We start from the raw sequence: 22330 nt of genomic DNA, 5'->3' as shown, positions 1-22330 counted from the left end.
GATGAGAACGCGGCGCGAAGCGGCTCCCGCCCGTCTGGTCCTCACCGACGGCGAGGTGTTCGAGGGTGAAGCGGTGGGGCACGTGCCCGCCGACGGCGTCGCCGCGGGCGAAGTCGTGTTCAACACGGCGCTGTCGGGATACCAGGAGATTCTCACCGACCCTTCCTACGCCGGTCAGATCGTCGCGTTCACGTACCCCCACATCGGAAACTACGGCGTGAACGACGCCGACAACCAGAGCACCCGGCCGCACGCCCGAGGCATGATCGTGCGCGACCTCGCCGTACACGCATCGAACTGGCAGTCGACCGGAACGCTCGAGACGTGGATGGTCGACCACCGGATCCCCGGCATCGCCGGCGTCGACACACGCCGCCTCACCCGGCACCTGCGCGACGCGGGCGCGGTCCCCGGTGCCTTCGGGAGCGCCGATGTCGCGACGCTGAGGGCGGCAGCAATCGCCGACGGCGGGACCCTCGGGCGCGACCTCGTGGCTGAGGTCACCACGACCGAGCCCTACCGCCACGGCGACCCCGACGCGCCGTTCCACGTCGTGGCGCTCGACTACGGGGTGAAGCGCACCATCCTCGACGACCTGGCGTCGTCGGGGTGTTTCGTGGAGGTCGTGCCCGCCTCCACGCCGGCAGCCGACGTCCTGGCGCGCAGCCCCGACGGGGTCTTCCTGTCCAACGGCCCGGGCGACCCGGCGGCCGTCAGGGGAGCCGACGGGGTCAGCGCCTCCTCGGTCGTGGCCGAGCTCCTCGGCGAGATCCCCGTCTTCGGTATCTGCCTCGGTCACCAGATCCTGTCCCGGGCCGTCGGTGCCGACACCTACAAGCTCCCTTTCGGCCACCACGGGGCCAACCACCCCGTCCAGGGCGCCGAGGGCGGCCGCGTCGAGATCACGAGCCAGAACCACAACTACGCGACCGGGCGCGACGCCCTGCCGACCGGCGTGACGGTCACACACATCAATCTCAACGACGGCGTGGTCGAGGGCATCGCCGTGGAGTCCGAACGTGCGCTGTCGGTGCAGTACCACCCCGAGGCCGCCCCGGGGCCCCACGACGCCGGCCACCACTTCGACCGGTTCACCGAGCTCATGGACCGGAGCCGGTAGCCGTGCCACGTCGCAACGACATCGAATCCATCCTCGTCCTGGGCAGCGGCCCGATCGTGATCGGCCAGGCCTGCGAGTTCGACTACTCCGGGACACAGGCGTGCAAGGTGCTGCGCCAGGAGGGCTACCGGGTCGTGCTCGTGAACTCCAACCCCGCCACGATCATGACCGACCCCGAGTTCGCGGACGCGACCTACGTCGAACCACTCGACGTCCCGTCGATCTCGAAGGTGATCGAGCGCGAGCGACCCGACGCGCTGCTCCCCACCATCGGTGGTCAGACCGCCCTCAACCTCGCCGTGGCCCTGGAGGAGGACGGCGTCCTCGACCGACACGGGGTCGAGATGATCGGAGCCGACACGGAGGCGATCCACACGGCCGAGAACCGTCAGCGGTTCAAGGCGGCGATGACCGAGATCGGGCTCGCCACCCCGCCGTCGGGGTTCGCCTACAGCGTCGACGAGGCTCTCGGGGTCGGTCGCGAGGTCGGCTTCCCGGTGATCGTCCGCCCGTCGTTCATCCTCGGTGGAGGAGGCACGGGCATCGCTCACGACACCGACTCCCTCCGCGGTGTGGCGGGGCGCGGCCTCGACGCCAGTCCCATCCACGAGATCCTGATCGAACGCTCGGTGCTCGGTTGGAAGGAGTACGAGCTCGAGGTGATGCGCGACGGCGCCGACAACGCCGTCGTCGTGTGCGCGATCGAGAACCTCGACCCGATGGGAGTGCACACGGGCGAGTCGATCACGGTCGCGCCTGCGCAAACGCTCACCGACGTCGAGTACCAGCGGATGCGCGACGCCGCGTTCGCGTGTATCCGTCGCATCGGCGTCGACACCGGTGGCTCCAACATCCAGTTCGCCGTGAACCCCGACGACGGCACGCAGGTCGTCATCGAGATGAACCCGCGTGTCTCGCGCTCCAGCGCATTGGCGAGCAAGGCCACGGGTTTTCCGATCGCCAAGATCGCCGCCCGTCTCGCCGTCGGCTACCGGCTCGACGAGGTGATGAACGACATCACGGGGGAGACGCCCGCCTCGTTCGAGCCCACGATCGACTACGTCGTCACCAAGATCCCCCGCTGGGCCTTCGAGAAGCTCCCTGGTGCCGCGCCGGTGCTGGGCACCGTCATGCAGTCGGTGGGCGAGGTGATGGCCATCGGCCGAACCTTCCCCGAGTCGCTCCAGAAAGGCCTGCGTTCCCTCGAGATCGGTCGCGAGGGGCTCAACGGCGATCCGGCGGAGCGCCGGCTCGACGCCCTCGACGACGACGAGCTCGTCCGCGCCGCCGCAACCCCCACACCCGAGCGGATCTTTCACCTCGAGGCGGCGCTGCGTCGCGGAGCGAGCGTCGACCGGCTCCACGGGGCCACCGGCGTCGATCCATGGTTCCTCCACCAGATCGACGACATCGCCGCCGAGCGGCAGCGCCTGGAGGCCGCGGGCGGCGACCTCGACGTGCACGGGTGGCGACGGGCGAAGCGCCTCGGCTTCTCCGACGCCCAGTTGGCCCACCTGTGGGGGACCGACGCCATGACGGTCCGCCGACAACGGCTTGCCGCGGGCGTGGGGGTCACGTTCAAGACCGTCGACACGTGCGGTGCGGAGTTCGAGGCGCACACGCCCTACCACTACGGCACCTACGAGGACTCCGACGAGGTGGCGCCGTCCGACAGGCCTGTGGTCGTCATCCTCGGCAGTGGCCCGAACCGCATCGGGCAGGGTGTGGAGTTCGACTACTGCTGTGTGCACGCGGCGTTCGCATTGTCGGATGCAGGCTTCGAGACCGTCATGGTGAACTGCAATCCCGAGACCGTCTCCACCGACTACGACACGAGCGACCGACTCTTCTTCGAGCCCCTCACCGCCGAGGACGTCCTGAACGTCACCGACCGGCTCCGACCGCACGGTGTCGTGGTCGGCCTCGGTGGTCAGACCCCGCTGAAGCTGGCGCACGTCCTGGAGGATGCGGGGGTCCCCGTGCTCGGGACACCGCCCGACGCCATCGACCTCGCCGAAGACCGCGAGCGGTTCAACGCCCTCTGTGGGGAGCTCGGGATCCCCCAGCCCGCGGGCGCCACGGCGTCATCGGTCGACGAGGCCGTCGGCGTGGCCGCCGACATCGGCTACCCGGTGCTCGTGCGTCCCTCCTACGTCCTGGGTGGGCGTGCCATGGAGATCGTGTGGGACGAGGACGGCCTGCGCCGCGCGATGGCGGAGCTGGCCGAGTCGGGCAGCCTCGGACGCGAGGGCGGGCTCTCGGCCGATCGCCCCGCACTGGTCGACAGGTTCCTCGAGGACGCCACCGAGGTCGACGTCGACGCCGTGCGCGACGTGTCGGGCGAGGTGCTGGTCGGCGGCATCATGGAGCACATCGAGGAGGCGGGGGTGCACTCGGGCGACTCGGCGTGCGCCATCCCGCCGCCCACTCTCGACGCCGGTGTCATCGACACGATCGAGGCACACACACGGGCCCTCGCCGACGCGTTGGGCGTGCAGGGGCTCCTGAACGTCCAGTTCGCCGTGAAGGACGGGTCCGTCTCGGTCATCGAGGCCAACCCGCGCGCGTCGCGCACCGTTCCGTTCGTCAGCAAGGCCACGGGTGTCCCGCTGGCGAAGGTCGCCGCGCGCGTGATGCTGGGCGCGACTCTGGCCGACCTGCGGGAGGAGGGTCTGCTCCGGCCTCCGGCCGAGGGTGGGCACGTCGCCGTCAAGGAGGCCGTGCTGCCCTTCGCACGCTTTCCCGACGTCGACTCGGTCCTCGGTCCCGAGATGCGCTCCACGGGAGAGGTCATGGGTGTCGACCGCTCCTTCGGTCTGGCCTTCGCCAAGAGCCAGGCCGGCGCCGGAAGCGCCCTTCCCGCACGGGGAACCGTGTTCCTGTCGCTCGCCGACCGGGACAAGGCGGCGGGGATGGTGGCCGCACGGCGCTTCGCCGACCTCGGCATGTCCCTCGTCGCCACTGCCGGGACCGCCGCCGCCCTCGAGGCCGAGGGTCTGGCCGTCACGGCGGTCGTTGCCAAGGTCGGTGACGCCTCGGGTGAGGACGCCGTGACGCTCATCTCCGATGAGAAGATCGACCTGGTGGTCAACACCCCGCGCGGTCGCGGCCCCCGTGCCGACGGTGCACACATTCGCCGTGCGGCGCTCACCTCTGGGGTGCCGTGCCTCACCACCGTGTCGGCGGCCGTGGCCGCTGCCGGCGGGATGGCCGAGGCCGTGGAGCGGGAGGCCCAGGTCCGGTCCCTCCAGGAGTACCACCGCGATCCGCAGCTCCGGCTCGAGGTCTGAGTGGTGTCGCCGTTGCGCAGAGCCCGGCGCCGGGGCCCGGCGCCCCCGGTCGACCTCACGACCATCCTCGTGCCGGGCGCCGGCGATTCAGCCGTCGGGAATGCAGCCGTGCTCCCGAACCCGGTCGTGGCGGCCTCGGGCACCTTCGGGCTGGGCGACGAGCTGGGTGAGCTCGTCGACCCCTCCGAACCGGGTGCGGTCACGGTGAAGTCGCTGTCCGCGCAACCGTGGCCGGGAAATCCCCCGATCCGCGTGGCTCCGTGCGACTCAGGGATGGTCAACTCGGTCGGGCTCCAGAACCCGGGTGTCGACGCGTGGTGCGGTGACGGCCTCCGGGCGCTGCGCACGTCGGGCGCGCGGGTCATCTGCTCCGTGTGGGGCCGTACGGTCGACGAGTTCGAAACGGTCGCGTCACGACTCGCCACGGTCTCCGACGAGCTGACAGCGCTCGAGATCAACGTGAGTTGCCCGAACCTGCACGCCGACTCGGAGATCTTCGCCCACGACGCGTCGGCCACGGCGGAGGTCGTCGCTGCGGTCACCGCCGCGGTCGGTGGCCTCCCGGTGTTCACGAAGCTGTCACCCAACACGACCGAGCTCGTGGCGGTGGCGCGCGCCGCTGTCGATGCCGGGTCGACCGGTCTGACACTTGTCAACACGCTCTCGGGTATGGCCATCGACGCCGCGACGCGTCGCCCGCGTCTGGGGGCGGTCACGGGCGGGCTCTCGGGACCGGCCATCCGACCGGTTGCGCTGCGCTGCGTGTGGCAGGTCGCGCGAGAGCTTCCCGGCGTCCCGATCATCGGCACCGGTGGCGTCGCCACCGGTGAGCACGCCGTCGAGATGCTGCTGGCCGGTGCCACGGCGGTGGGCGTGGGGACGGCGACCTTCGAGGACCCCCGTGCCACCGTCCGGGTGCGCGACGAGCTGGCCGGCTGGTGCGCCGCGCACGGCGTGAGCTCCGTGGCGGAGCTGGTGGGTGCGCTGGAGGTCCCGGAATGACAGGGATCCCTGCGGTCCGGGACCATCTGGCCCTGGCCCTCGACGTGGGCGACCCCACCGGGGCCCTCGAGCTCGCCCGGCGCCACAGCGCCACCTTCGGGGTCGCCAAGGTCGGCCTCGAGCTGTGGGCCGCCGGCGGGCCGGCCGTCGTCGAGGAGGTCGCGACCACCGGGATGGACGTGTTCCTCGACCTGAAGCTGCACGACATCCCCACGACCGTCGGTAGGGCGGTCACGGCATTGGGGCGACTCCCGATCCGGTATCTCACGGTTCACGCGTCGGGCGGTCCGGCGATGTGCAGCGCGGCCGTCGAGGGCCTCGCCGCGTCCCGCGAGGGCGGCTCCCGCGTCACGGTTCTCGGTGTCACGGTGCTCACGAGTGATGCCGACACGGGTGCCTTCGACGATCGCCTGCGGGTCGCGTCGCAGACATGTGGGGGAGTGGTCTGCTCGGTGCACGAGGCGAGCCGGGTGCGTGCGGCGGCACCCGACCTCACGATCGTCACCCCGGGGATACGCCTCGGGGGGACCGCCAGTCACGACCAGGCGCGCGTCGCCGACCCGCGCGCCGCTCTGGAGGCAGGATCGGACCTGCTCGTCGTCGGGCGAACGGTCACAGCGGCCACGGATCCCGATGCGGCAGCGGCGGCTGTCGCCCGCCAGGTCGCCGACGTGCTCGGCGTCTCCTGAGCGGTTGCGGCGCGCCGGTTCGTCCGTATACTGGCGGCGATGCCGCTCCCTCCGTCGCTCACCGACGATCAGCGTGCCGCCGCTCTCGAGAAGGCTGCCGCCGCGCGCCGCGCACGCGCCGAGGTGAAGGAGAAGCTCAAGGTCGGCGCGCTGTCGCTCGAAGAGCTGTTCGCCCTCGGCGACAACGACGAGATGATCGCGAAGCTGAAGGTCGTCGCCGCTCTGGAGTCGCTACCGGGTCTGGGCAAGGTGCGCGCCCGCCGGGTGATGGAGGACCTCGACATCTCCGAGAGCCGTCGTCTCCGTGGTGTCGGGGCCAAGCAGCGCCGGGCGCTCCTCGAGCGCTTCGACGGCGACTGACTGTTCCCGCCGCCCGACCCGAAGGTCGACCACTGGCCGTTCTGTGTGTCATCGCCGGTCCCTCCGGAGTGGGGAAGGGGACGATCGTCGACGCCCTGCGCGCCCGGCACCCCGAGCTCTGGTACTCCGTGTCGGCCACCACCCGGGAGCCCCGACCCGGTGAGGCCGACGGCCGCGACTACCACTTCCTCGATCGTGGTGAGTTCGAGCGACGGGCGGAGGCCGGTGAGTTCCTGGAGTACTTCGAGGTGTACGGGGAGCTGAAAGGCACCCCGAAAGTGCCCATCTCGCAACGGCTCGACGCCGGCGACGACGTGCTCCTCGAACTCGACGTCCAGGGTGCCCTGGCGGTGCGGGCGTCGTTCCCCGATGCCCTCCTGATCTTCGTGCGCCCACCCAGCCGCAGCGACCAGCGGGCGCGCCTCGAGGCCCGGGGCCACGATGCCCCCGACGACCTGGAGCGCCGTTTGGCAGAGGCCGACGCCGAGGAGGCACACGTCGACGCGTTCGACGCGGTGGTCGTCAACGACGACGTGGATCGTGCCACAGCGGAGATCGCTGGTATCCTGGCCGCGCGGCGTTCCCGGCCCGACGAGCCCGGGTCCTGAACTGCCCGGCCACGCTCATCCCGGCTCCGTGCCGCGGGACCGGCCGGTACGCCACCCGCAACGCCTCACCGTAGGGAGACACGCCACGATGACCGAACGCCGGAACACCCTCATGGAGCCCCGGGTCGAAGACCTCCTGGAGTCGGTGGACTCGAAGTTCACCCTCGTCACGCTCGCCGCGCGACGCGCACGGGAGATCAACGACTACTACGCGCAGCTCGGCCACGGGGTGGGCCGGGTCGTCCCGCCACAGGTCACGTCCGTGTCGTCGAAGCCGCTCTCCATCGCCCTCGAGGAGATCGACGAGGGAAAGATCACCGCCCGTCGCCTCACCGACGAGGAGATGAGCGGGCTCGACCACGACGAGGAGCAGGCCGCCCGGGCCGCTCTCGAGGTCTCCGAGGACGCCGGCGACGCCCCGAAGGGCGCCGACGACTCCGGCGACTCCTCCGGTGACGACGCCGGTGACGACGCCGACGACGACTCCGGCGACGAGGCCGGCTGACGCCCTCGTCGCCATGAGCACACGCCCCGGGCCCGACGTCGCCGCCGGGCGACACCTGGCGGGCCGCACGATCGTGCTCGGTGTCTCGGGGGGCATCGCCGCCTACAAGGCCGTCGAGGTGTGTCGCCGGCTCTGTGACGCGGGCGCCACGGTCCTGCCCGTGATGACGCGCGACGCCCGTCGGTTCGTCGGCGACGTCACCTTCTCCGCGCTGGCCTCCGAGCCCGCCCGCTGCGACCTCTTCGGTACCGACGACCCCATCCCGCACACCACACTGGGCCGTCGGGCCGACCTCGTGCTCGTCGCGCCTGCCACCGCCAATCTCCTGGGCAGGTACGCGGCAGGGATTTCCGACGACCTGCTCACGGCGACGCTTCTCGCCACCCGTGCCCCCGTGCTCGTCGCACCCGCCATGCACACCGAGATGTGGGAGCACCCGGCGGTCCGGGAGAACCTCGACACGCTCCGCCGCCGTGGCGTCCACGTCGCCGACCCCGGCACGGGCCGCCTCGCGGGCGGTGACGAGGGAGCGGGTCGGCTGGCCGAGCCCGCCGATCTCGTGGCAGCGGCCGCGACGGTGTTGGCGGGCTCGGGCACACTGGCGGGCCGGCGCGTCCTGGTGACCGCCGGCGGGACGCGCGAGCCGATCGACGCCGTGCGCGTCATCACCAACCGGTCATCGGGAAAGATGGGATACGCGCTGGCCGCGCAGGCGCGCCGCATGGGTGCCGCCGTCACGCTCGTCTCGACCGTGTCGCGCGTCGCTCCGGCGGGGGTCGACGTCGTCGGGGTCGAGACGGCACAGGAGATGGAACAGGCCGTCATGTCCCGTTCGGCGAACTGTGACGTCATCGTCATGGCGGCGGCCGTCGCCGACTTCCGTCCGAAGGAACCCGCGGCGGGGAAGAGGAAGAAGGAGGACGGCCCGCCGGAGATCCTCCTCGAGCCCACCCACGACTTCCTCGTCGACCTCGGCGCCACGAAGCCCTCCCACCAGGTCCTGGTGGGATTCGCGGCCGAGACCGACGACGTCGTGGCACACGCGACCGCGAAGCTACGGCGCAAGAACCTGGACCTGATCGTCGCCAACGACGTCTCCGAGGTCGACGCCGGCTTCGACGTCGACACCAACCGGGCCGTCATCCTCGACGCCCGAGGCGGGACCGAGGAGGTACCGCTCATGGCGAAGGACGAACTGGCGGAGCGGATTCTCGACCGAGTAGCGACGGTGCTCGGCGACCGGCCAGACTCGTAGCCCTCCGGGGCCACCGTCCGGTCCGCGCCCCGAACCCGGAAAGCACAGGAGTTCCCGTGAGTCAGACCCACGTCTTCACCTCCGAGTCGGTGACGGAAGGGCATCCCGACAAGATGTCCGACCAGATCAGCGACAGCGTCCTCGACGCGCTGCTCGAGGCAGACCCGAACAGCCGAGTCGCCTGCGAGACGCTGTGCACGACCGGGCTCGTGGTCGTGGCGGGGGAGATCTCCACGACCGGCTACGTCGACATCCCGAGGGTCGTGCGCGACCGCGTCAAGGCCATCGGCTACGACAACGACGACTACGGCATCGACGGCAACACGTGCGGCGTGATCACGTCGATCGACGAGCAGTCACCCGACATCGCCCAGGGGGTCGACAAGGCGCTCGAGCAGCGTGGCGGCGACACCGACCACTACGCCGAAACCGGTGCGGGCGACCAGGGCATGATGTTCGGCTACGCGTGCGACGAGACCGACGACCTCATGCCGCTGCCCATCTGGCTGGCGCACCGCCTGGCGCACCGCCTCGCCGAGGTCCGCAAGGCAGGCGTGCTCTCCTACCTGCGCCCCGACGGCAAGACGCAGGTGTCGATCGAGTACGACGACGGCCGCCCGACACGGCTCGGCACCGTGCTCATCTCCACCCAGCACGACCCGGGCATCGACTACGAGACGCTTCTCAAGCCCGACCTGGTCGAGCACGTCATCCAGCCGCTGCTCCCCGCCTCGCTCGACACCGACGACTACGAGTTCATCTGCAACCCCACCGGCGCCTTCGAGCTCGGTGGGCCCCACGCCGACGCGGGGCTCACGGGTCGGAAGATCATCGTCGACACCTACGGGGGGATGGCCCGCCACGGCGGTGGGGCCTTCAGCGGGAAGGACCCCACCAAGGTCGACCGCTCGGCCGCCTACGCCACCCGTCAGGTGGCCAAGGCGATCGTGGCCGCCGGCCTGGCGAAGCGAGCCGAGATCCAGGTGGCCTACGCCATCGGCCGGGCGCGTCCCGTGTCGGTGATGGTCGACACCTTCGGCACCGGTGAGGCCGACGAGGCGAAGATGGCCGACGTCGTCAACGAGATCTTCGACCTCCGACCCGCGGCCATCATCGACCGGCTCGACCTCCGGCGCCCGATCTTCGCCAACACGGCCGCGTACGGCCACTTCGGGCGCCCCGACAAGGACTTCACCTGGGAGAACGTGGAGCCCTACGCCGACGAGCTCCGCCGGGCACTCGCCTGAGCCCAAGCACCCACACCGGCGAGCGGGTCTGCCGCGTCCTCCCGGACGTACCCGCCGTCAGCCGGGCGTTCGACTACGGCGTCCCAGAGCACCTCGGCGACCGGATCGAGGTCGGGTCCGTCGTTCGCGTACGCCTGCACGGTCGCCGTGTCCGCGGTTTCGTGCTCGCTGTCGACGTCGAGCCCGAGGCCGATCGGAGCAGGTTGTTGCCGGTCGACAGGCTGTCGTCGGTGGGTCCCACACCGGAGCTCGTCCACCTGACGGCGTGGGCCTCGTGGCGCTGGGTCGGGCCACGCGTCACCTTTCTGCGCGCGGCCTGCCCCCCGAACAACGTCGCACCCGGGAGCGCCGCACGCGACGAGGGCACTCCTGGCGACCGTCCACCCACCGTGCAGTCCGTCGACCCGCCGGGGGCGACCGTTGTCCGCTGGCCCCCCGCACGTGACCGACGTGCGCTCGTCCTCGAGCGTGTCGCCGGCAGCGGTTCGACGATCGTCTGTACGCCGGAGCCGGGCCGTGCCGGTGGCCTCACCACCGCCCTGGGCCGTGCCGGTCACGATGTCGTGGTGTTCGACCCCGACGACGGCGCCGCGGAACGCACACGGGCGTGGCGCCGTGCCCGGTCCGGAGGTGTCGTCGTCGTCGGCTCCCGCTCGGCGTCGCTCGCGCCCGTTCCCGACCTCCGGAGTGCTCTGGTTCTCGACGAGGGCGACGACGCCTTCGCGTCGGAGCGGGCACCGACCTGGAACGCACGGGAGCTGCTCGTGGAGCGCGCGCGACGCTGTGGTGCTCCTGTCAGCCTCGTCGCGTCCGCACCGAGCCTGGAGGCGCTGGCTCTGGCGGGTGGTCGGGTCGTGGCTCCGCCTCCCGGTGTCGAGCGGGCGGGCTGGCCGCCCCTCGAGATCGTCGACCGCCGCGAGCAGCCACCCGGCGAGGGGATCTTCTCGGCCCCCCTCGCCGACGCACTGCACGCGACCGTCGGTGCGGGGAACAGCGCATGGTGTGTCCTCAATCGCAAAGGCCGCGCCAGGATGCTCGTGTGCCGCCGGTGCGGCACCATCGCCTCGTGCGAGGCATGTGGCGCAGCGGTGGCGGAGGCGACCATCGACGGCGCCGACGGCCTGGAGTGCCCGCGCTGTTCCACGACCCGGCCCCGCGTCTGTGCGGTGTGCTTCTCCACGGATCTCCGCCGGCTGCGCAGCGGTGTCACCCGGCTCCGTGAGGAGCTGGGCGCCCTGCTGCCGCGGACCCCTGTGGGGCTCGTCGACGCCGGGCACGTCGACACCACGTCGGCGCCCGTTCTCATCGGCACGGAGGCCCTGTTCCACGCCGATCTCCCGGCGCCGGCGCTCGTGGCCTTCCTCGACATCGACCAGGAGCTCCTCGCGGGCCGCTACCGCGCGGGTGAGCAGGCGATGACCCTCCTCGCCCGCGCCGCCCGGGCCGTCGGCCTCCGTGGGCGCGGACGGCTTCTCGTGCAGACCCGGGTGCCCGGTCACGAGGTCCTGCGGGCGGTCATATCGGCGCGACCGACGGTCGCGTCCGAGGTCGAGGAGGAGCGACGACGCGACCTCGGCTATCCACCCTTCGGCGGGCTCGCGGAGATCCGGGGACACGACGACGCCGTCTCCGGTGCCGCGACCCGGTTGGCTGCCGAGGAGGATGTCCGTGTCGACGGCCCCGTCCCGGTGGGTCATCGCGCGGGGGTCGCCGTGGTGTCGGCTCTCGTGCGCGCTCCCACGGTGGAGGAGTTGGCCGACGCATTCCACCGCTGCGACGTGTCGGCGTCCGGTCCCGACGGCGTGCGTGTCGAGATCGACCCGCGCCGCGTCTGAGTTTCGGGGACCGCTGGTACGCTCGGGATCGTGAGCACCCAGGACATCCGGCTGTTCGGCGACCCCGTCCTGACCCAGCGTGCCCGTGAGGTCACCGAGGTCGACGGGGCGCTCGCGCGCCTCTCGAGCGCCATGGTCGACACCATGTACGCCGCACCGGGTGCCGGCCTGGCCGCCCCACAGGTCGGTGTGCAGCGGCGGATGTTCGTCTACGACATCGGTGACGGCCCGCAGACGATCGTCAATCCCGAGGTGGTCGAGACCCGCGACACCTGGACCTTCGAGGAGGGCTGTCTCTCGGTCCCCGGTGTGTTCTTCGACATCGAACGGCCGAAGGTCGTCACGATCACAGGCCTCGACCTCGACGGCCGCGAGATCGTGCTCGAGGGCGACGAGCTGCTCGGTCGCGTCTTCCTCCACGAAATGGATCATCTCGACGGTGTTCTCCTGTTCGACCGCCTCGAGCCCGACCGCCGCAAGGTGGCGCTCCGTGAGCTGCGCGAGCAGGTGATGGTGCCCCGGGCACCCTCGGACGCCCACGGCGTTCTCTGAGTTCGGGTTCCCGTTCGGGTGCGACTCGTCTTCCTGGGCTCGCCCTCGGATGCGGTGCCGATGCTCGAGGCGCTGGTCGGGGCCGGCCACGAGGTGGCCCTCGTCGTCACGCAGCCCGACCGTCGCCACCGCCGGCGCGCGGAACCGGAACCCACCCCGGTACGGGAGGCTGCCGAGACGCTCGGCTTGCCGGTACTCACGCCGCAGCGGTCCGCAGAGATCGTCGACGACGTGGCGTCGAGCGGTGCGACGCTCGGTGTGGCCGTGGCCTTCGGTCAGCTGCTACCCCCGGATCTGCTCGACGCCCTGCCCAACGGCTACGTGAACGTGCACTTCTCGCTGCTGCCGGCCTGGCGTGGCGCAGCACCGGTGGAGCGCGCTCTGTTGGCAGGCGACACCGAGACCGGTGTGTCGTTGATGCGCATCGAGGCGGGCCTCGACTCGGGCCCCGTCTACGCGCGTGCGACCACACCGATCGGCCGCACCGACACGGCGGGTGATCTCCACGAGCGCCTCGTCGAGTTGGGCACGGGCCTGCTCCTGGACAACCTCGGGTCGGTTCCCGGCGCGACGCCCGAACCACAGACCGGTGAGGCCTCGTATGCCGACAAGCTCACGACCGCCGAGTTCGAGCTCGACTGGAGCCGGCCGGCTGCCGTGCTCGATCGCTGGGTTCGGGCGGGGAATCCGCGACCGGGCGCCTGGACCACCGACCGCGGCAGCCGCCTGAAGATCTGGTGCGCGTCCGTCGTCGACGATCGGTCACCGGGTGAGCCGGGTGTGCTGCGCCCCGACGGAACAGTCGTCACCGGCGATGGGCTCCTGGCCCTCCACGAGGTCCAACCGCAGGACCGACGCGTCATGGACGCCTCCGCCTGGCTGGCCGGGCGTCGCTCCCGAGCGGAGCAGCTCGGGACGTGAGCGCGGGAGAAGTGGTGGGGCTGTCATGACGCTCGGTGTGTCGCACGCCGGATGAGGAAGGGCACGACACGAGGAACGAGCCGGTCCGTGGCCCTCGACGCCCTGCTCGAGGTCGCGTCCGGCGCGCACTCCAACGTCGTGACACCGGAGCTGTTGCGATCGTCGTCGCTCGGTCCACGCGACCGGGCGTTCGTCACCGAGTTGGTGAACGGTACGCTCCGATGGCGACGACTCCTCGACCACGCGCTGGCGCCGTTGTCGAAGCGCCCGCTTCACGACCTCGACGCGCCGGTGCTGGAGGGGCTGCGCCTGGGTGCCCATCAGCTGCGCATCGGGGTCAGGCCGCACGCAGCGGTGAGTGAGACCGTCGACGCCGTCGCACAACGAGCCGCGCAGGCGCGCGGGCTCGTGAACGCCGTCCTCCGCCGTCTTGCCGATCAGGGGTCGTGGCCGGTGCCCACAGGCGGGTCGGACCGTGCCGTGGGCGTCCGAACGTCCCATCCCGACTGGATCGTCCGGGGCTTCCGGGAGTCGTTCGGACCCGATGTCGCACAGCGCATTCTCGACCTCGACAACGAGGCACCGCGGATGGTGCTGCGGGCCAATCCGGCCCGCACCGATGCATCCGAGCTGTGCCGGGAGCTCGAGGCAGCGGGTGGTGAGGTGGTGCCCGGGCGCCTCGTGCCGGGGGCGGTCGCCGTCTCGGGCCTGGGCGACCCCGCTGCCCTCGACGCCGTGTCCGCCGGACGCGCCACACCACAGGACGAGGCCAGCCAGGTGGTCGCCGCCGCCGTGCCTCTTCCCGACTCGGGTGCCGTGCTCGACGTGGCCGCGGCGCCGGGCGGGAAGTCGACCGCACTGGGGGAGCGGGTCGCCACCGCCGGGTACGCCGAGGGGCGCGCTCCCGTCGTCGTGGCCTCCGACATCGACGGCCGACGCCTCACGCGCGTGGGTGAGGCCGCCGAGCGCCTGGGTCTCGGCGGTGTGGCCCGGATGGTGGCCGACGGTCGGCAGCTGCCTTTCGCCGACGGTGCGGCTCCGGTCGTGCTCGTGGACGCGCCGTGCTCCGGGCTGGGAGTGCTCCGTCGCAGGCCCGAGGCCCGGTGGCGTGTCACCCACACCGACATCGGGGGCATGGTGGCGGTCCAGCGCCGACTGCTCGACGAGGCCGAGCGGGTCGTCTCGGTCGGTGGCCATGTCGTCTACTCGGTGTGCACGCTCACCGATGAGGAGACTCTCGGCGTCGACGCGTGGCTCGCGCAGAGGCACCCCATGCTCGTCGCCGTGGATGGTGTCGCCGTCGACGACGTCGTACCCGACGCCGCGCGACGTGGTCGTGCGGCGTCGCCGTGGATGCGTCACGGCCGTGGCGTGCTCCTGTTGCCCACGGCCGTGGGCAGCGACGGTATGTTCGCCATCGTGCTCCGGAAGGAGCAGAACAGGCAGCGGGTAGCCTGACCCCATGAAGATCGCACCGTCGATTCTGTCGGCCGACTTCGCCGCGTTGGCCCGCGACATCGAACGGGTCCGGCCTGCCGCCGACCTGCTCCACGTCGACTGCATGGACGGTCACTTCGTCCCGAATCTCACGATCGGCCCACCGGTGGTGTCGTCGCTTCGCGCCCACACCGACCTCTACCTCGACTGCCACCTGATGGTGGAGAACCCCCGTGATCTCCTCGAGGACTTCGCCGACGCCGGCGCCGACCGCTGTGAGATCCACATCGAGCTGGGGGACCCCCGCCCGGCCTTCGAGGAGATGCGGGCGCTGGACCTGGACGTCGGGCTCACACTGAGCCCCGACACGCCCGTCGACGCCGTGGTGCCGTTCCTCGGCGAGATCGACCTCCTCCTCGTGATGAGCGTCCACCCCGGGTTCGGGGGTCAGGCGTTCATCCCCGGGGTGCTCGAGAAGGTGCGGGAGGCCCGCAAGCTCATCGAGGAGGACGACCTCGACGTGGAGATCGAGATCGACGGGGGCATCAGCGTCGACAACGCCGCGGAGGCCGCGCAGGCCGGCGTCGACGTCCTGGTGGCCGGAAGCGCCATCTTCGGGGCCGACGACCCTGCGACGGCGGCCCGTGGAATCCGGGATGCGGCATGGCCCACGTGATCGTCGTCGCCGATGACGACCCCGACGTCGCCGGCGCCATCGAGGTCAACCTGAGTCTCGAGGGGTACGAGGTGCACGTGGTCTCCGACGGCGTCGAGGCCCTCGACGCCGCCTTCACCCTCGAACCCGACCTCATCGTCCTGGACTGGCTGATGCCGCGCAAGGACGGCCTCGAGGTCTGCCGTGAACTGCGCTCCGATCCCCGCACCGCCGACGTACCCGTGGTCCTGCTGACCGCGAAGAGCCAGGCCGACGACAAGGTCGAGGGGCTCACCTCCGGCGCCGACGACTACATCGTCAAGCCGTTCGAGCCGAGTGAGCTCGTGGCCCGGGTCGCCGGGCTGCTGCGCCGTTCCTCGCAGATGCGCGACCTGTCGCCGCTCACGCGGCTCCCCGGCAACTTCCGGATCGCCGCGGAGCTCGAAGCGCTCGTGAAGGACCCTGAGAACCGTTTCGCCGTCCTGTACGCCGACCTCAACGACTTCAAGTCGTTCAACGACCACTACGGGTTCCTGCGCGGCGACGAGGTGATCAAGTTCACAGCACGGGTCATCACCGAGACGCTCTCGGCGCACCCCTCGACCCCACAGTTCGCGGGTCACGTCGGGGGTGACGACTTCGTCATCATCGTGTCTCCCGAGGTAGCCGTCGACGTGGCAGAGGGGATCATCGAGCGATTCGACGCCGGGATCGGCAGGCTCTACGACGCCGAGGACGCCGCACGAGGCTCCATCGATGTCGTCTCGCGCCAGGGGGAACGGACAGCCCACGCCCTCGTGGGCATCGCCATCGGAATCGTGTCGACCGACACACGGGCGCTCGCAACCCAGTGGGAGGCGTCGGCTCTGGCGACCGAGATGAAGGCCCACGCCAAGCGGCACCCACGCTCCGCCTACGAGATCGATCGTCGGGGCGCGTGAGCACCGGCGCCGGGTGGGAGGAACGCGACGAGTGGGGGGGCGCACGACGATGAACGCCGCCAAGGTCCTGACCGTCTCCGACGGGGTCGTGGCCGGCACGCGTGAAGACCGCTCGGGCGACGCCCTCGTGCAGCATCTCGCGTCCGCCGGCTTCGACGTGTGCGACCGTCGGGTCGTCGCCGACGGTGTCGCCCCGGTCGCCGAAGCGCTGCGCGACATGACGGAGGGCTTCGCGGGCCTCGTCCTCACGACCGGTGGGACGGGTTTCGGCCCACGCGACCTCACCCCGGAAGGGACGGCCCGGGTCGTGGACAGGGAGGCGCCCGGCCTGGCCGAGGCGATGCGTCGCGCCAGTGACGGGCAGCGCCCTCTCGGGATGCTCACACGCGGCGTCTGCGGCAGCGTGGGCGCCGCCCTCGTCTGCAACCTCCCGGGGTCGGCCTCGGGAGCGGTGGAGTGCCTCGAGGTGGTGCTGCCCGCCGTGCCCCACGCCCTCGAACTGCTGGCCGGAGGACGCCCGCACTGAGCCGGGCCACTTCCAAAATAGAACGTGTTATAATTCTGGTGTCGTCGAGGAGGCGGGCCCGCCGGAGTGGCCCGCGGGCCGGAGGCCCCGACCGTGGCACCTGCACCGCCCTTCCGGGACACGTCCCTGTCGGAGGCGATCGCCCGGGCCGTCGCCCTCGGTGAGTCCGCCCGAGCCGTGTCGCCGCCCAACCCCTGGGTGGGGTGCGTCCTCCTGCGTGGGGGCCGGGCCGTCGGGGAGGGAAGCACGGCGGCACCGGGAGGCCCCCACGCCGAGGTGGCCGCCGTGGCCGAGGCCGGCGACGACGCACGGGGGGCGACCGCCGTCGTCACGCTCGAACCGTGCTCCCACCACGGGCGGACCCCACCGTGCGCCGATCTCCTCGTCGACGCCGGCGTCTCCCGGGTGGTCGTGGCGCTCGAGGACCCCGACCCCCACGTCGCGGGCCGGGGCATCGCCCGCCTCCGCGCCGCCGGTGTCGACGTCGACGTGGGTGCGGGAGCCGACGACGCCGCACGATCCCTCGCCCCCTACCTGACGCACCGGCGGGCCGGGCGCTCGTTCGCCGTCGCCAAGGTCGCCCAGAGCCTCGACGGCCGGGTCGCCGGGGCCGACGGTTCCTCCCGGTGGGTGACGGGGGAGCGCGCACGTGCCGACGGGCACCGGCTCCGTGCCGAGTCCCAGGCCGTGATGGTCGGCTCGGGCACGGCGCTCGCCGACAGCCCTGCGCTGACCGTTCGCCACGGAGCAGTACCGGCCACACCGCCACTGCGTGTCCTGCTCGACGGCCGCGGCCGTGTCCCGGCCGGCGGGCCGCTGTTCGACGTCGATGATGCTCCCACCCTCGTCTTCACCACAGCGGGAACACCCGGAGCCGTCGTGGACGGGTGGCGATCCGCGGGCGCCGAGGTCGAGATCCTCGACGTTGCGCCCGGCGGCGACGGCGTCGATGCGCGCACCGTTCTGGAGACGCTCGCGGCACGCGGTGTGCTCCAGGTGCTGCTCGAAGGCGGCCCGGAGGTCTTCGGGGGTTTTCTGCGGGCAGGGTGTGTCGACCGTGTCGTCGTCTACGTGGCTCCCGTTCTGCTCGGGCGCGATGCTGTTCCCATGCTCGGTGGTCGTGGACCCGATGGTCTCGGGGATGCTCCGCGGCTCATACCCACGGGTGTGCGGCGCCTGGGTGGCGACCTGCGCCTCGACTTCGACGTGGTGACCTGATGTTCACCGGGATCGTCCAGGAGATGGGCACCGTCGTCGACGTAGCCCCCGCTTCGGGTGGTTCGCTGCTACGCATCGGCTCACCGGAGACGGCGAGGGATCTCGATGACGGCGCCTCGGTGGCGGTCAACGGCTGCTGTCTGACCGTGACTTCGTGTGACGGCGACACCTGGGCCGCCCAGGCCGTCATCGAGACGCTCGACCGCACGACACTCGGGAGACTGGTGCCGGGGGACCGCGTGAACCTCGAGCGCCCGGTCCGTGCCGACGGCCTCCTCGACGGGCACGTCGTGTCAGGCCACGTCGACGGTGTCGGAACCGTGGCCGAGCGAACATCGCTGCCCGACGGTTCGACACACCTCACCGTGGAGGTTCCCGACGGCCTGTCCCGCTACATCGTCACGAAGGGGTCGATCGCCGTCGACGGTGTGAGCCTCACGGTCACCGGCGTGGCGGGCCCTCCGGAGGCCTTCGGCGTGGCCGTCATCCCGCACACGGCCGCGGTGACGACCCTCGGTGGGCGCAACGAGGGTGACACAGTGAACATCGAAGTCGATGTCCTGGCCAAGTACGTCGAGCGCCTGCTCGACCGATCGGAGAGCTGACATGGGATTCCGGCACATCGAAGAGGCCATCGCCGCCATCGCTCGCGGCGAGATGGTGATCGTCGTCGACGACGCCGACCGTGAGAACGAGGGCGATCTCATCATGGCGGCCGAGAGTGTGACGCCCGAGGCGCTCGGGTTCATGGTCCGGCACACCAGCGGCGTCGTGTGCATGTCGACGACGGCGGACCGACTCGATCAGCTGCGGCTACCCCAGATGGTCGCCGACAACACCGAGGGGCAGCGTACGGCGTTCACCGTCTCGGTCGACGCCAAGCAGGGAACGACCACCGGGATCTCCGCGGCCGACCGCTGCACGACGATCCGCGCGCTCATCGACCACTCGACCCGGCCCGAGGACCTGGCCCGGCCCGGTCACATCTTCCCGTTGCGCTACCGCGAGGGAGGTGTGTTGAAGCGAGCGGGTCACACCGAGGCCGCCGTCGACCTGGCGCGCCTGGCCGGGATGGAGCCGGCCGGCGTTCTCTCCGAGGTCGTGAACGACGACGGCACCATGTCGCGACTGGACCAACTGGAGGCCTTCGCATCCCGCTACGGCCTCATCCTGATCTCCATCGCCGACCTGATCCGCTACAGGCGCCGGCAGGAGAAGCTCGTGCGGCGCGTGAGCGAGGCCCGGATCCCCACCCGCCACGGCGACTTCACCGCCTACGTGTTCGAGTCACTGCTCGACGGCGCAGAGCACATGGCGTTCGTGCGCGGTGATGTCGCGGGGAAGCCGAACATCCTCGTCCGGGTCCACTCCGAGTGCCTCACGGGCGACGTGTTCGGTTCGATGCGCTGCGACTGTGGCTACCAACTCGACCTCGCCATGGCGCAGATCGCCGCCGAGGGCCAGGGGATCGTCGTGTACCTTCGGGGGCACGAGGGCCGCGGGATCGGGCTCGGGCACAAGCTGCGCGCCTACTCACTCCAGGACGAGGGCCGCGACACGGTCGAGGCCAACATCGAGCTCGGCTTTCCCGTCGACTCGCGCGAGTACGGCATCGGTGCCCAGATCCTGGTCGATCTCGGTGTCACCACGATGCGCCTCATGACCAACAATCCGTCCAAGTACGGCGGCATCGACGGCTACGGTCTCGAGATCGTGGAGCGGGTCCCGCTGGCGGCGGAGCCCAACGACGAGAACATCGCCTATCTCCGCACGAAGCAGCAGAAGATGGGGCACCTCCTCGAGATCGAGGACGAGGGCCACGGAGGGAGCTGAGTGGGAACGTACGCGCAGCACGAGGGTCGTCTCGTGGCCGGCGACGCCCGCTTCGCCGTCGTGGCCAGCCGCTTCAACCGGCACATCACCGAGAAGCTCCTCGACGGGGCCCTGGCTGCCTTGTCCGAGCACGGCGTCGCCGACGACCACGTCGAGGTGCTCTGGGTTCCCGGTGCCTTCGAACTCCCTCTCGTCGCCCGGCGCTGCGCGTCCTCGGACCGCTTCGATGCCGTCGTGTGCGTCGGCGCGGTCATCCGGGGCGGAACACCACACTTCGACTACGTCGCCGGCGCCACGGCCCAGGGAGTGATGACCGCGGGCCTCGAGACCGACACTCCCGTGATCCTCGGTGTCCTCACGACCGACGATGAGGAGCAGGCGCTGGCCCGCGCCGGCGGCGCCGAGGGCAACAAGGGCGAGGAGGCGGCCGTGACGGCCCTCGAGATGACCGACCTGCTGGCGGGCCTGTGATCGCCGCCGCACCCACGGAGAGGGAGACGACATGAGCAAGCTCCGGCTGGTCCTGCCGAAGGGATCCCTGGAGAAGGCCACGTTCACCGTGTTCGAGGACGCCGACCTGGCCGTCCGACGCTCCAGCGACGTCGACTACCGGGCGACCATCGACGATCCGCGGATCTCCGAGGTGCGCATCCTCCGACCCCAGGAGATCCCGCGCTACGTCGCCGACGGCCTGTTCGACCTCGGTATCACGGGGCGCGACTGGGTCGAGGAGACAGGCGCGGAGGTCACGACCATCACCGAGCTCCACTACTCCAAGGCGACCGCCCGGCCCATCCGCGTCGTGCTCGCCGTGGCGGACGAGTCGACGGTCACGTCGCCGGGCGATCTCGCTGACGGTGTGCGGGTCCACACCGAGTACCCCGGCCTCACCCGCCGCTACTTCGAGAGACAGGGGATCGAGGCCGACGTCACGTTGTCATACGGCGCCACCGAGGCGAAGGTGCCCGAGATCGCCGACGCCGTCGTCGAGATCACCGAGACCGGCCGGGCGCTGCGGGCGGCAGGACTGCGCGTCATCGACGATGTGCTCGTGTCGTACACGGAGCTGATCGCCAACCCGGAGGCCCACGCGGATCCCGAGCGCCGACGTGCCATGGAGCAGATCGAGACGCTCCTCACCGGAACCCTCGAGGCACGCGGGCGGGTCCTGGTGAAGCTGAACGTCGACCGGGCCGACCTGGACGAGGTCACCGGTCTGCTGCCCGCGCTGCGTGCCCCGACGGTGAACGAGCTCGCCGGCGGCGATGCGTTCGCCGTGGAGTCGGTCGTCCCGAAGGCGACGATCAACACCCTGATTCCTGCACTGAGCGAAGCAGGCGCCTCGGGCATCATCGAGCTCCCGATCTCCAAGATCGTGCATTGACGCCAACCCACCACGCGGCCGAACAGGGCACGGTCGTGACCTTCGACGGGCACCGCGGCCTGGGTGTGGTCGAGGACCGCACCGGGACCCGCTACGACTTCCACTGCACCGCCATCGAGGGCTCACGCACGATCGCCGGCGGAACACGCGTTCTCTTCAACGTGGTGCCCGGTCACCTCGGTCGTGTCGAGGCGACCACTCTCCGCCCCCTGATGCGTCGGTGACGCGCGCAGAGGGCGCGGGTGGCCTCACGGACGCATCGGTCGACCCTCTCGATGGATGGCTACCCCCGCCGACGGGAAGGGCGAAGCGCGTCGACAATGCGTTCGGCGTCGTCCTCGAAGCGCGAAGCATCGTCTTGAAGGCGTGCGATGAGCATGGATCCTTGGAGTTCGGTGACCACCGTGCGGGCCACCTCCTCGGCCCGCCCGTCGAAGGTGAGCGATCCCTCCTGCCGCCCTCGACCTAGGGTGGCAGCGAGCCAGCGTTCGTTGTCATCGAAGAAATGTACGACGGCACGTTGCATCGGTTCGGGGAGCGTCGGGTACTCGGCGGCGAGCATCCCACAGAGGCACATGCGTTGGCCGCGGACCACTTCCACGTAGAGCAGGACGTAGGCGGCCAGCTGTGCGGCGGCGTCGGTACGCGTGCGCTCAGCTGCAGTGAGGGCTGCGCCAAACGTCTCCGCGTAGCGGTCGACCAACGCCTTACCGAGCTTCGCCTTTGTTGCGAAGTGGTAGTGGAGAGCGGCTTTCGTCACACCGACCTCGGCGGCGACGTCGGCGTAGCTGAAGCCGTTGTAGCCGCGTGTCTGCACGAGACGCTCGGCGACGTCGAGGATCTGCGTCGCTGTGTCGACGTCTGCTGCCGCGCCGTCACGCACGAAAACCTCCACGGAGCCCTTGACAGACTGACTTACTAGTAAGATAGTACGCATGAACAGGGGGTGGAG

The 22330-nt window shown here is 70.9% G+C and carries 22 protein-coding genes and 1 pseudogene; 22 read left to right on the top strand and 1 reads right to left on the bottom strand.

The window, feature by feature from the left end; all coding sequences use genetic code 11:
* Window position 1: 1 nt before the first annotated feature.
* The 22 genes and pseudogenes from carA (at window position 2) to R3A49_03295 (ending at window position 21602) form a co-directional block, all read left to right on the top strand.
* Window positions 2-1120: a glutamine-hydrolyzing carbamoyl-phosphate synthase small subunit gene (gene carA, locus R3A49_03400; protein ID MEZ5169773.1), complete on the top strand. Its 1119-nt coding sequence runs from the start codon at window positions 2-4 to the stop codon at window positions 1118-1120.
* Window positions 1121-1122: 2 nt separating this feature from the next.
* Entirely contained in the window at window positions 1123-4410 is a 3288-nt protein-coding gene (carB, locus tag R3A49_03395; protein ID MEZ5169772.1) for a carbamoyl-phosphate synthase large subunit, read from the top strand.
* Between the two features lie 3 nt (window positions 4411-4413).
* Complete coding sequence (locus R3A49_03390; protein ID MEZ5169771.1) at window positions 4414-5412, top strand: dihydroorotate dehydrogenase; 999 nt, start codon at window positions 4414-4416, stop codon at window positions 5410-5412.
* Entirely contained in the window at window positions 5409-6101 is a 693-nt protein-coding gene (pyrF, locus tag R3A49_03385) for an orotidine-5'-phosphate decarboxylase (protein MEZ5169770.1), read from the top strand. The genes R3A49_03390 and pyrF overlap by 4 nt, the downstream gene beginning before the upstream one ends.
* A gap of 39 nt (window positions 6102-6140) precedes the next feature.
* Window positions 6141-6461, top strand: a complete 321-nt coding sequence (gene mihF, locus R3A49_03380; protein MEZ5169769.1) for an integration host factor, actinobacterial type — start codon at window positions 6141-6143, stop codon at window positions 6459-6461.
* Window positions 6458-7069: a guanylate kinase gene (gmk, locus tag R3A49_03375; protein ID MEZ5169768.1), complete on the top strand. Its 612-nt coding sequence runs from the start codon at window positions 6458-6460 to the stop codon at window positions 7067-7069. The genes mihF and gmk overlap by 4 nt, the downstream gene beginning before the upstream one ends.
* An 88-nt stretch (window positions 7070-7157) precedes the next feature.
* A pseudogene (rpoZ, locus tag R3A49_03370) lies at window positions 7158-7391 on the top strand (DNA-directed RNA polymerase subunit omega).
* A 196-nt stretch (window positions 7392-7587) separates the two neighbouring features.
* Window positions 7588-8829: a bifunctional phosphopantothenoylcysteine decarboxylase/phosphopantothenate--cysteine ligase CoaBC gene (coaBC, locus tag R3A49_03365; protein MEZ5169767.1), complete on the top strand. Its 1242-nt coding sequence runs from the start codon at window positions 7588-7590 to the stop codon at window positions 8827-8829.
* A gap of 56 nt (window positions 8830-8885) precedes the next feature.
* Window positions 8886-10076 (top strand): methionine adenosyltransferase, encoded by a 1191-nt coding sequence (gene metK / locus R3A49_03360; GenBank protein MEZ5169766.1) that lies wholly within the window; start codon window positions 8886-8888, stop codon window positions 10074-10076.
* Window positions 10025-11911: a hypothetical protein gene (locus R3A49_03355; GenBank protein MEZ5169765.1), complete on the top strand. Its 1887-nt coding sequence runs from the start codon at window positions 10025-10027 to the stop codon at window positions 11909-11911. Before metK ends, R3A49_03355 begins: the two co-directional genes overlap by 52 nt.
* A gap of 30 nt (window positions 11912-11941) precedes the next feature.
* Window positions 11942-12463 (top strand): peptide deformylase, encoded by a 522-nt coding sequence (gene def / locus R3A49_03350; protein ID MEZ5169764.1) that lies wholly within the window; start codon window positions 11942-11944, stop codon window positions 12461-12463.
* A gap of 18 nt (window positions 12464-12481) precedes the next feature.
* Window positions 12482-13384, top strand: coding sequence for a methionyl-tRNA formyltransferase (gene fmt, locus R3A49_03345; GenBank protein MEZ5169763.1), 903 nt, complete (start codon window positions 12482-12484; stop codon window positions 13382-13384).
* Between the two features lie 87 nt (window positions 13385-13471).
* Window positions 13472-14842, top strand: coding sequence for a transcription antitermination factor NusB (locus tag R3A49_03340; protein MEZ5169762.1), 1371 nt, complete (start codon window positions 13472-13474; stop codon window positions 14840-14842).
* A 4-nt stretch (window positions 14843-14846) separates the two neighbouring features.
* Complete coding sequence (gene rpe, locus R3A49_03335; protein ID MEZ5169761.1) at window positions 14847-15497, top strand: ribulose-phosphate 3-epimerase; 651 nt, start codon at window positions 14847-14849, stop codon at window positions 15495-15497.
* Entirely contained in the window at window positions 15485-16417 is a 933-nt protein-coding gene (locus R3A49_03330) for a response regulator (GenBank protein MEZ5169760.1), read from the top strand. The genes rpe and R3A49_03330 overlap by 13 nt, the downstream gene beginning before the upstream one ends.
* A 31-nt stretch (window positions 16418-16448) precedes the next feature.
* Window positions 16449-16943, top strand: coding sequence for a MogA/MoaB family molybdenum cofactor biosynthesis protein (locus R3A49_03325; protein ID MEZ5169759.1), 495 nt, complete (start codon window positions 16449-16451; stop codon window positions 16941-16943).
* A 93-nt stretch (window positions 16944-17036) separates the two neighbouring features.
* Window positions 17037-18161 (top strand): bifunctional diaminohydroxyphosphoribosylaminopyrimidine deaminase/5-amino-6-(5-phosphoribosylamino)uracil reductase RibD, encoded by a 1125-nt coding sequence (ribD, locus tag R3A49_03320; protein MEZ5169758.1) that lies wholly within the window; start codon window positions 17037-17039, stop codon window positions 18159-18161.
* Window positions 18161-18766: a riboflavin synthase gene (locus R3A49_03315; GenBank protein MEZ5169757.1), complete on the top strand. Its 606-nt coding sequence runs from the start codon at window positions 18161-18163 to the stop codon at window positions 18764-18766. Before ribD ends, R3A49_03315 begins: the two co-directional genes overlap by 1 nt.
* 1 nt (window position 18767) lies before the next feature.
* Window positions 18768-19994: a bifunctional 3,4-dihydroxy-2-butanone-4-phosphate synthase/GTP cyclohydrolase II gene (locus tag R3A49_03310; GenBank protein MEZ5169756.1), complete on the top strand. Its 1227-nt coding sequence runs from the start codon at window positions 18768-18770 to the stop codon at window positions 19992-19994.
* On the top strand, window positions 19995-20465 hold the full coding sequence (ribH, locus tag R3A49_03305; protein MEZ5169755.1) for a 6,7-dimethyl-8-ribityllumazine synthase: 471 nt from the start codon (window positions 19995-19997) through the stop codon (window positions 20463-20465).
* 31 nt (window positions 20466-20496) lie between these two features.
* Window positions 20497-21378: an ATP phosphoribosyltransferase gene (hisG, locus tag R3A49_03300; GenBank protein ID MEZ5169754.1), complete on the top strand. Its 882-nt coding sequence runs from the start codon at window positions 20497-20499 to the stop codon at window positions 21376-21378.
* Complete coding sequence (locus R3A49_03295; protein ID MEZ5169753.1) at window positions 21375-21602, top strand: cold-shock protein; 228 nt, start codon at window positions 21375-21377, stop codon at window positions 21600-21602. Before hisG ends, R3A49_03295 begins: the two co-directional genes overlap by 4 nt.
* Window positions 21603-21661: 59 nt before the next feature.
* Here R3A49_03295 and R3A49_03290 read toward each other — a convergent pair whose 3' ends face one another.
* Window positions 21662-22315 carry a TetR/AcrR family transcriptional regulator gene (locus tag R3A49_03290; GenBank protein ID MEZ5169752.1) on the bottom strand — a complete coding sequence of 218 codons (654 nt, stop codon included), beginning with the start codon at window positions 22313-22315 and terminating at the stop codon, window positions 21662-21664.
* Between the last annotated feature and the right edge of the window lie 15 nt (window positions 22316-22330).

Source organism: Acidimicrobiia bacterium (genome assembly GCA_041394025.1).
Taxonomy (GTDB): domain Bacteria; phylum Actinomycetota; class Acidimicrobiia; order IMCC26256; family JAOSJL01; genus JAOSJL01.
This window is presented reverse-complemented; position numbering and strand designations above follow the sequence as displayed.

Bases quoted from the DNA above. Each gene is read 5' to 3' on its own strand.
- hisG (MEZ5169754.1), top strand. From the start codon at position 20,497: ATGAGCAAGCTCCGGCTGGTCCTGCCGAAGGGATCCCTGGAGAAGGCC.
- pyrF (MEZ5169770.1), top strand. From the start codon at position 5,409: ATGACAGGGATCCCTGCGGTCCGGGACCATCTGGCCCTGGCCCTCGAC.
- R3A49_03315 (MEZ5169757.1), top strand. From the start codon at position 18,161: ATGTTCACCGGGATCGTCCAGGAGATGGGCACCGTCGTCGACGTAGCC.
- carA (MEZ5169773.1), top strand. From the start codon at position 2: ATGAGAACGCGGCGCGAAGCGGCTCCCGCCCGTCTGGTCCTCACCGAC.
- coaBC (MEZ5169767.1), top strand. From the start codon at position 7,588: ATGAGCACACGCCCCGGGCCCGACGTCGCCGCCGGGCGACACCTGGCG.
- rpe (MEZ5169761.1), top strand. From the start codon at position 14,847: ATGAAGATCGCACCGTCGATTCTGTCGGCCGACTTCGCCGCGTTGGCC.
- mihF (MEZ5169769.1), top strand. From the start codon at position 6,141: ATGCCGCTCCCTCCGTCGCTCACCGACGATCAGCGTGCCGCCGCTCTC.
- R3A49_03290 (MEZ5169752.1), bottom strand. From the start codon at position 22,315: ATGCGTACTATCTTACTAGTAAGTCAGTCTGTCAAGGGCTCCGTGGAG.
- R3A49_03310 (MEZ5169756.1), top strand. From the start codon at position 18,768: ATGGGATTCCGGCACATCGAAGAGGCCATCGCCGCCATCGCTCGCGGC.
- R3A49_03330 (MEZ5169760.1), top strand. From the start codon at position 15,485: ATGGCCCACGTGATCGTCGTCGCCGATGACGACCCCGACGTCGCCGGC.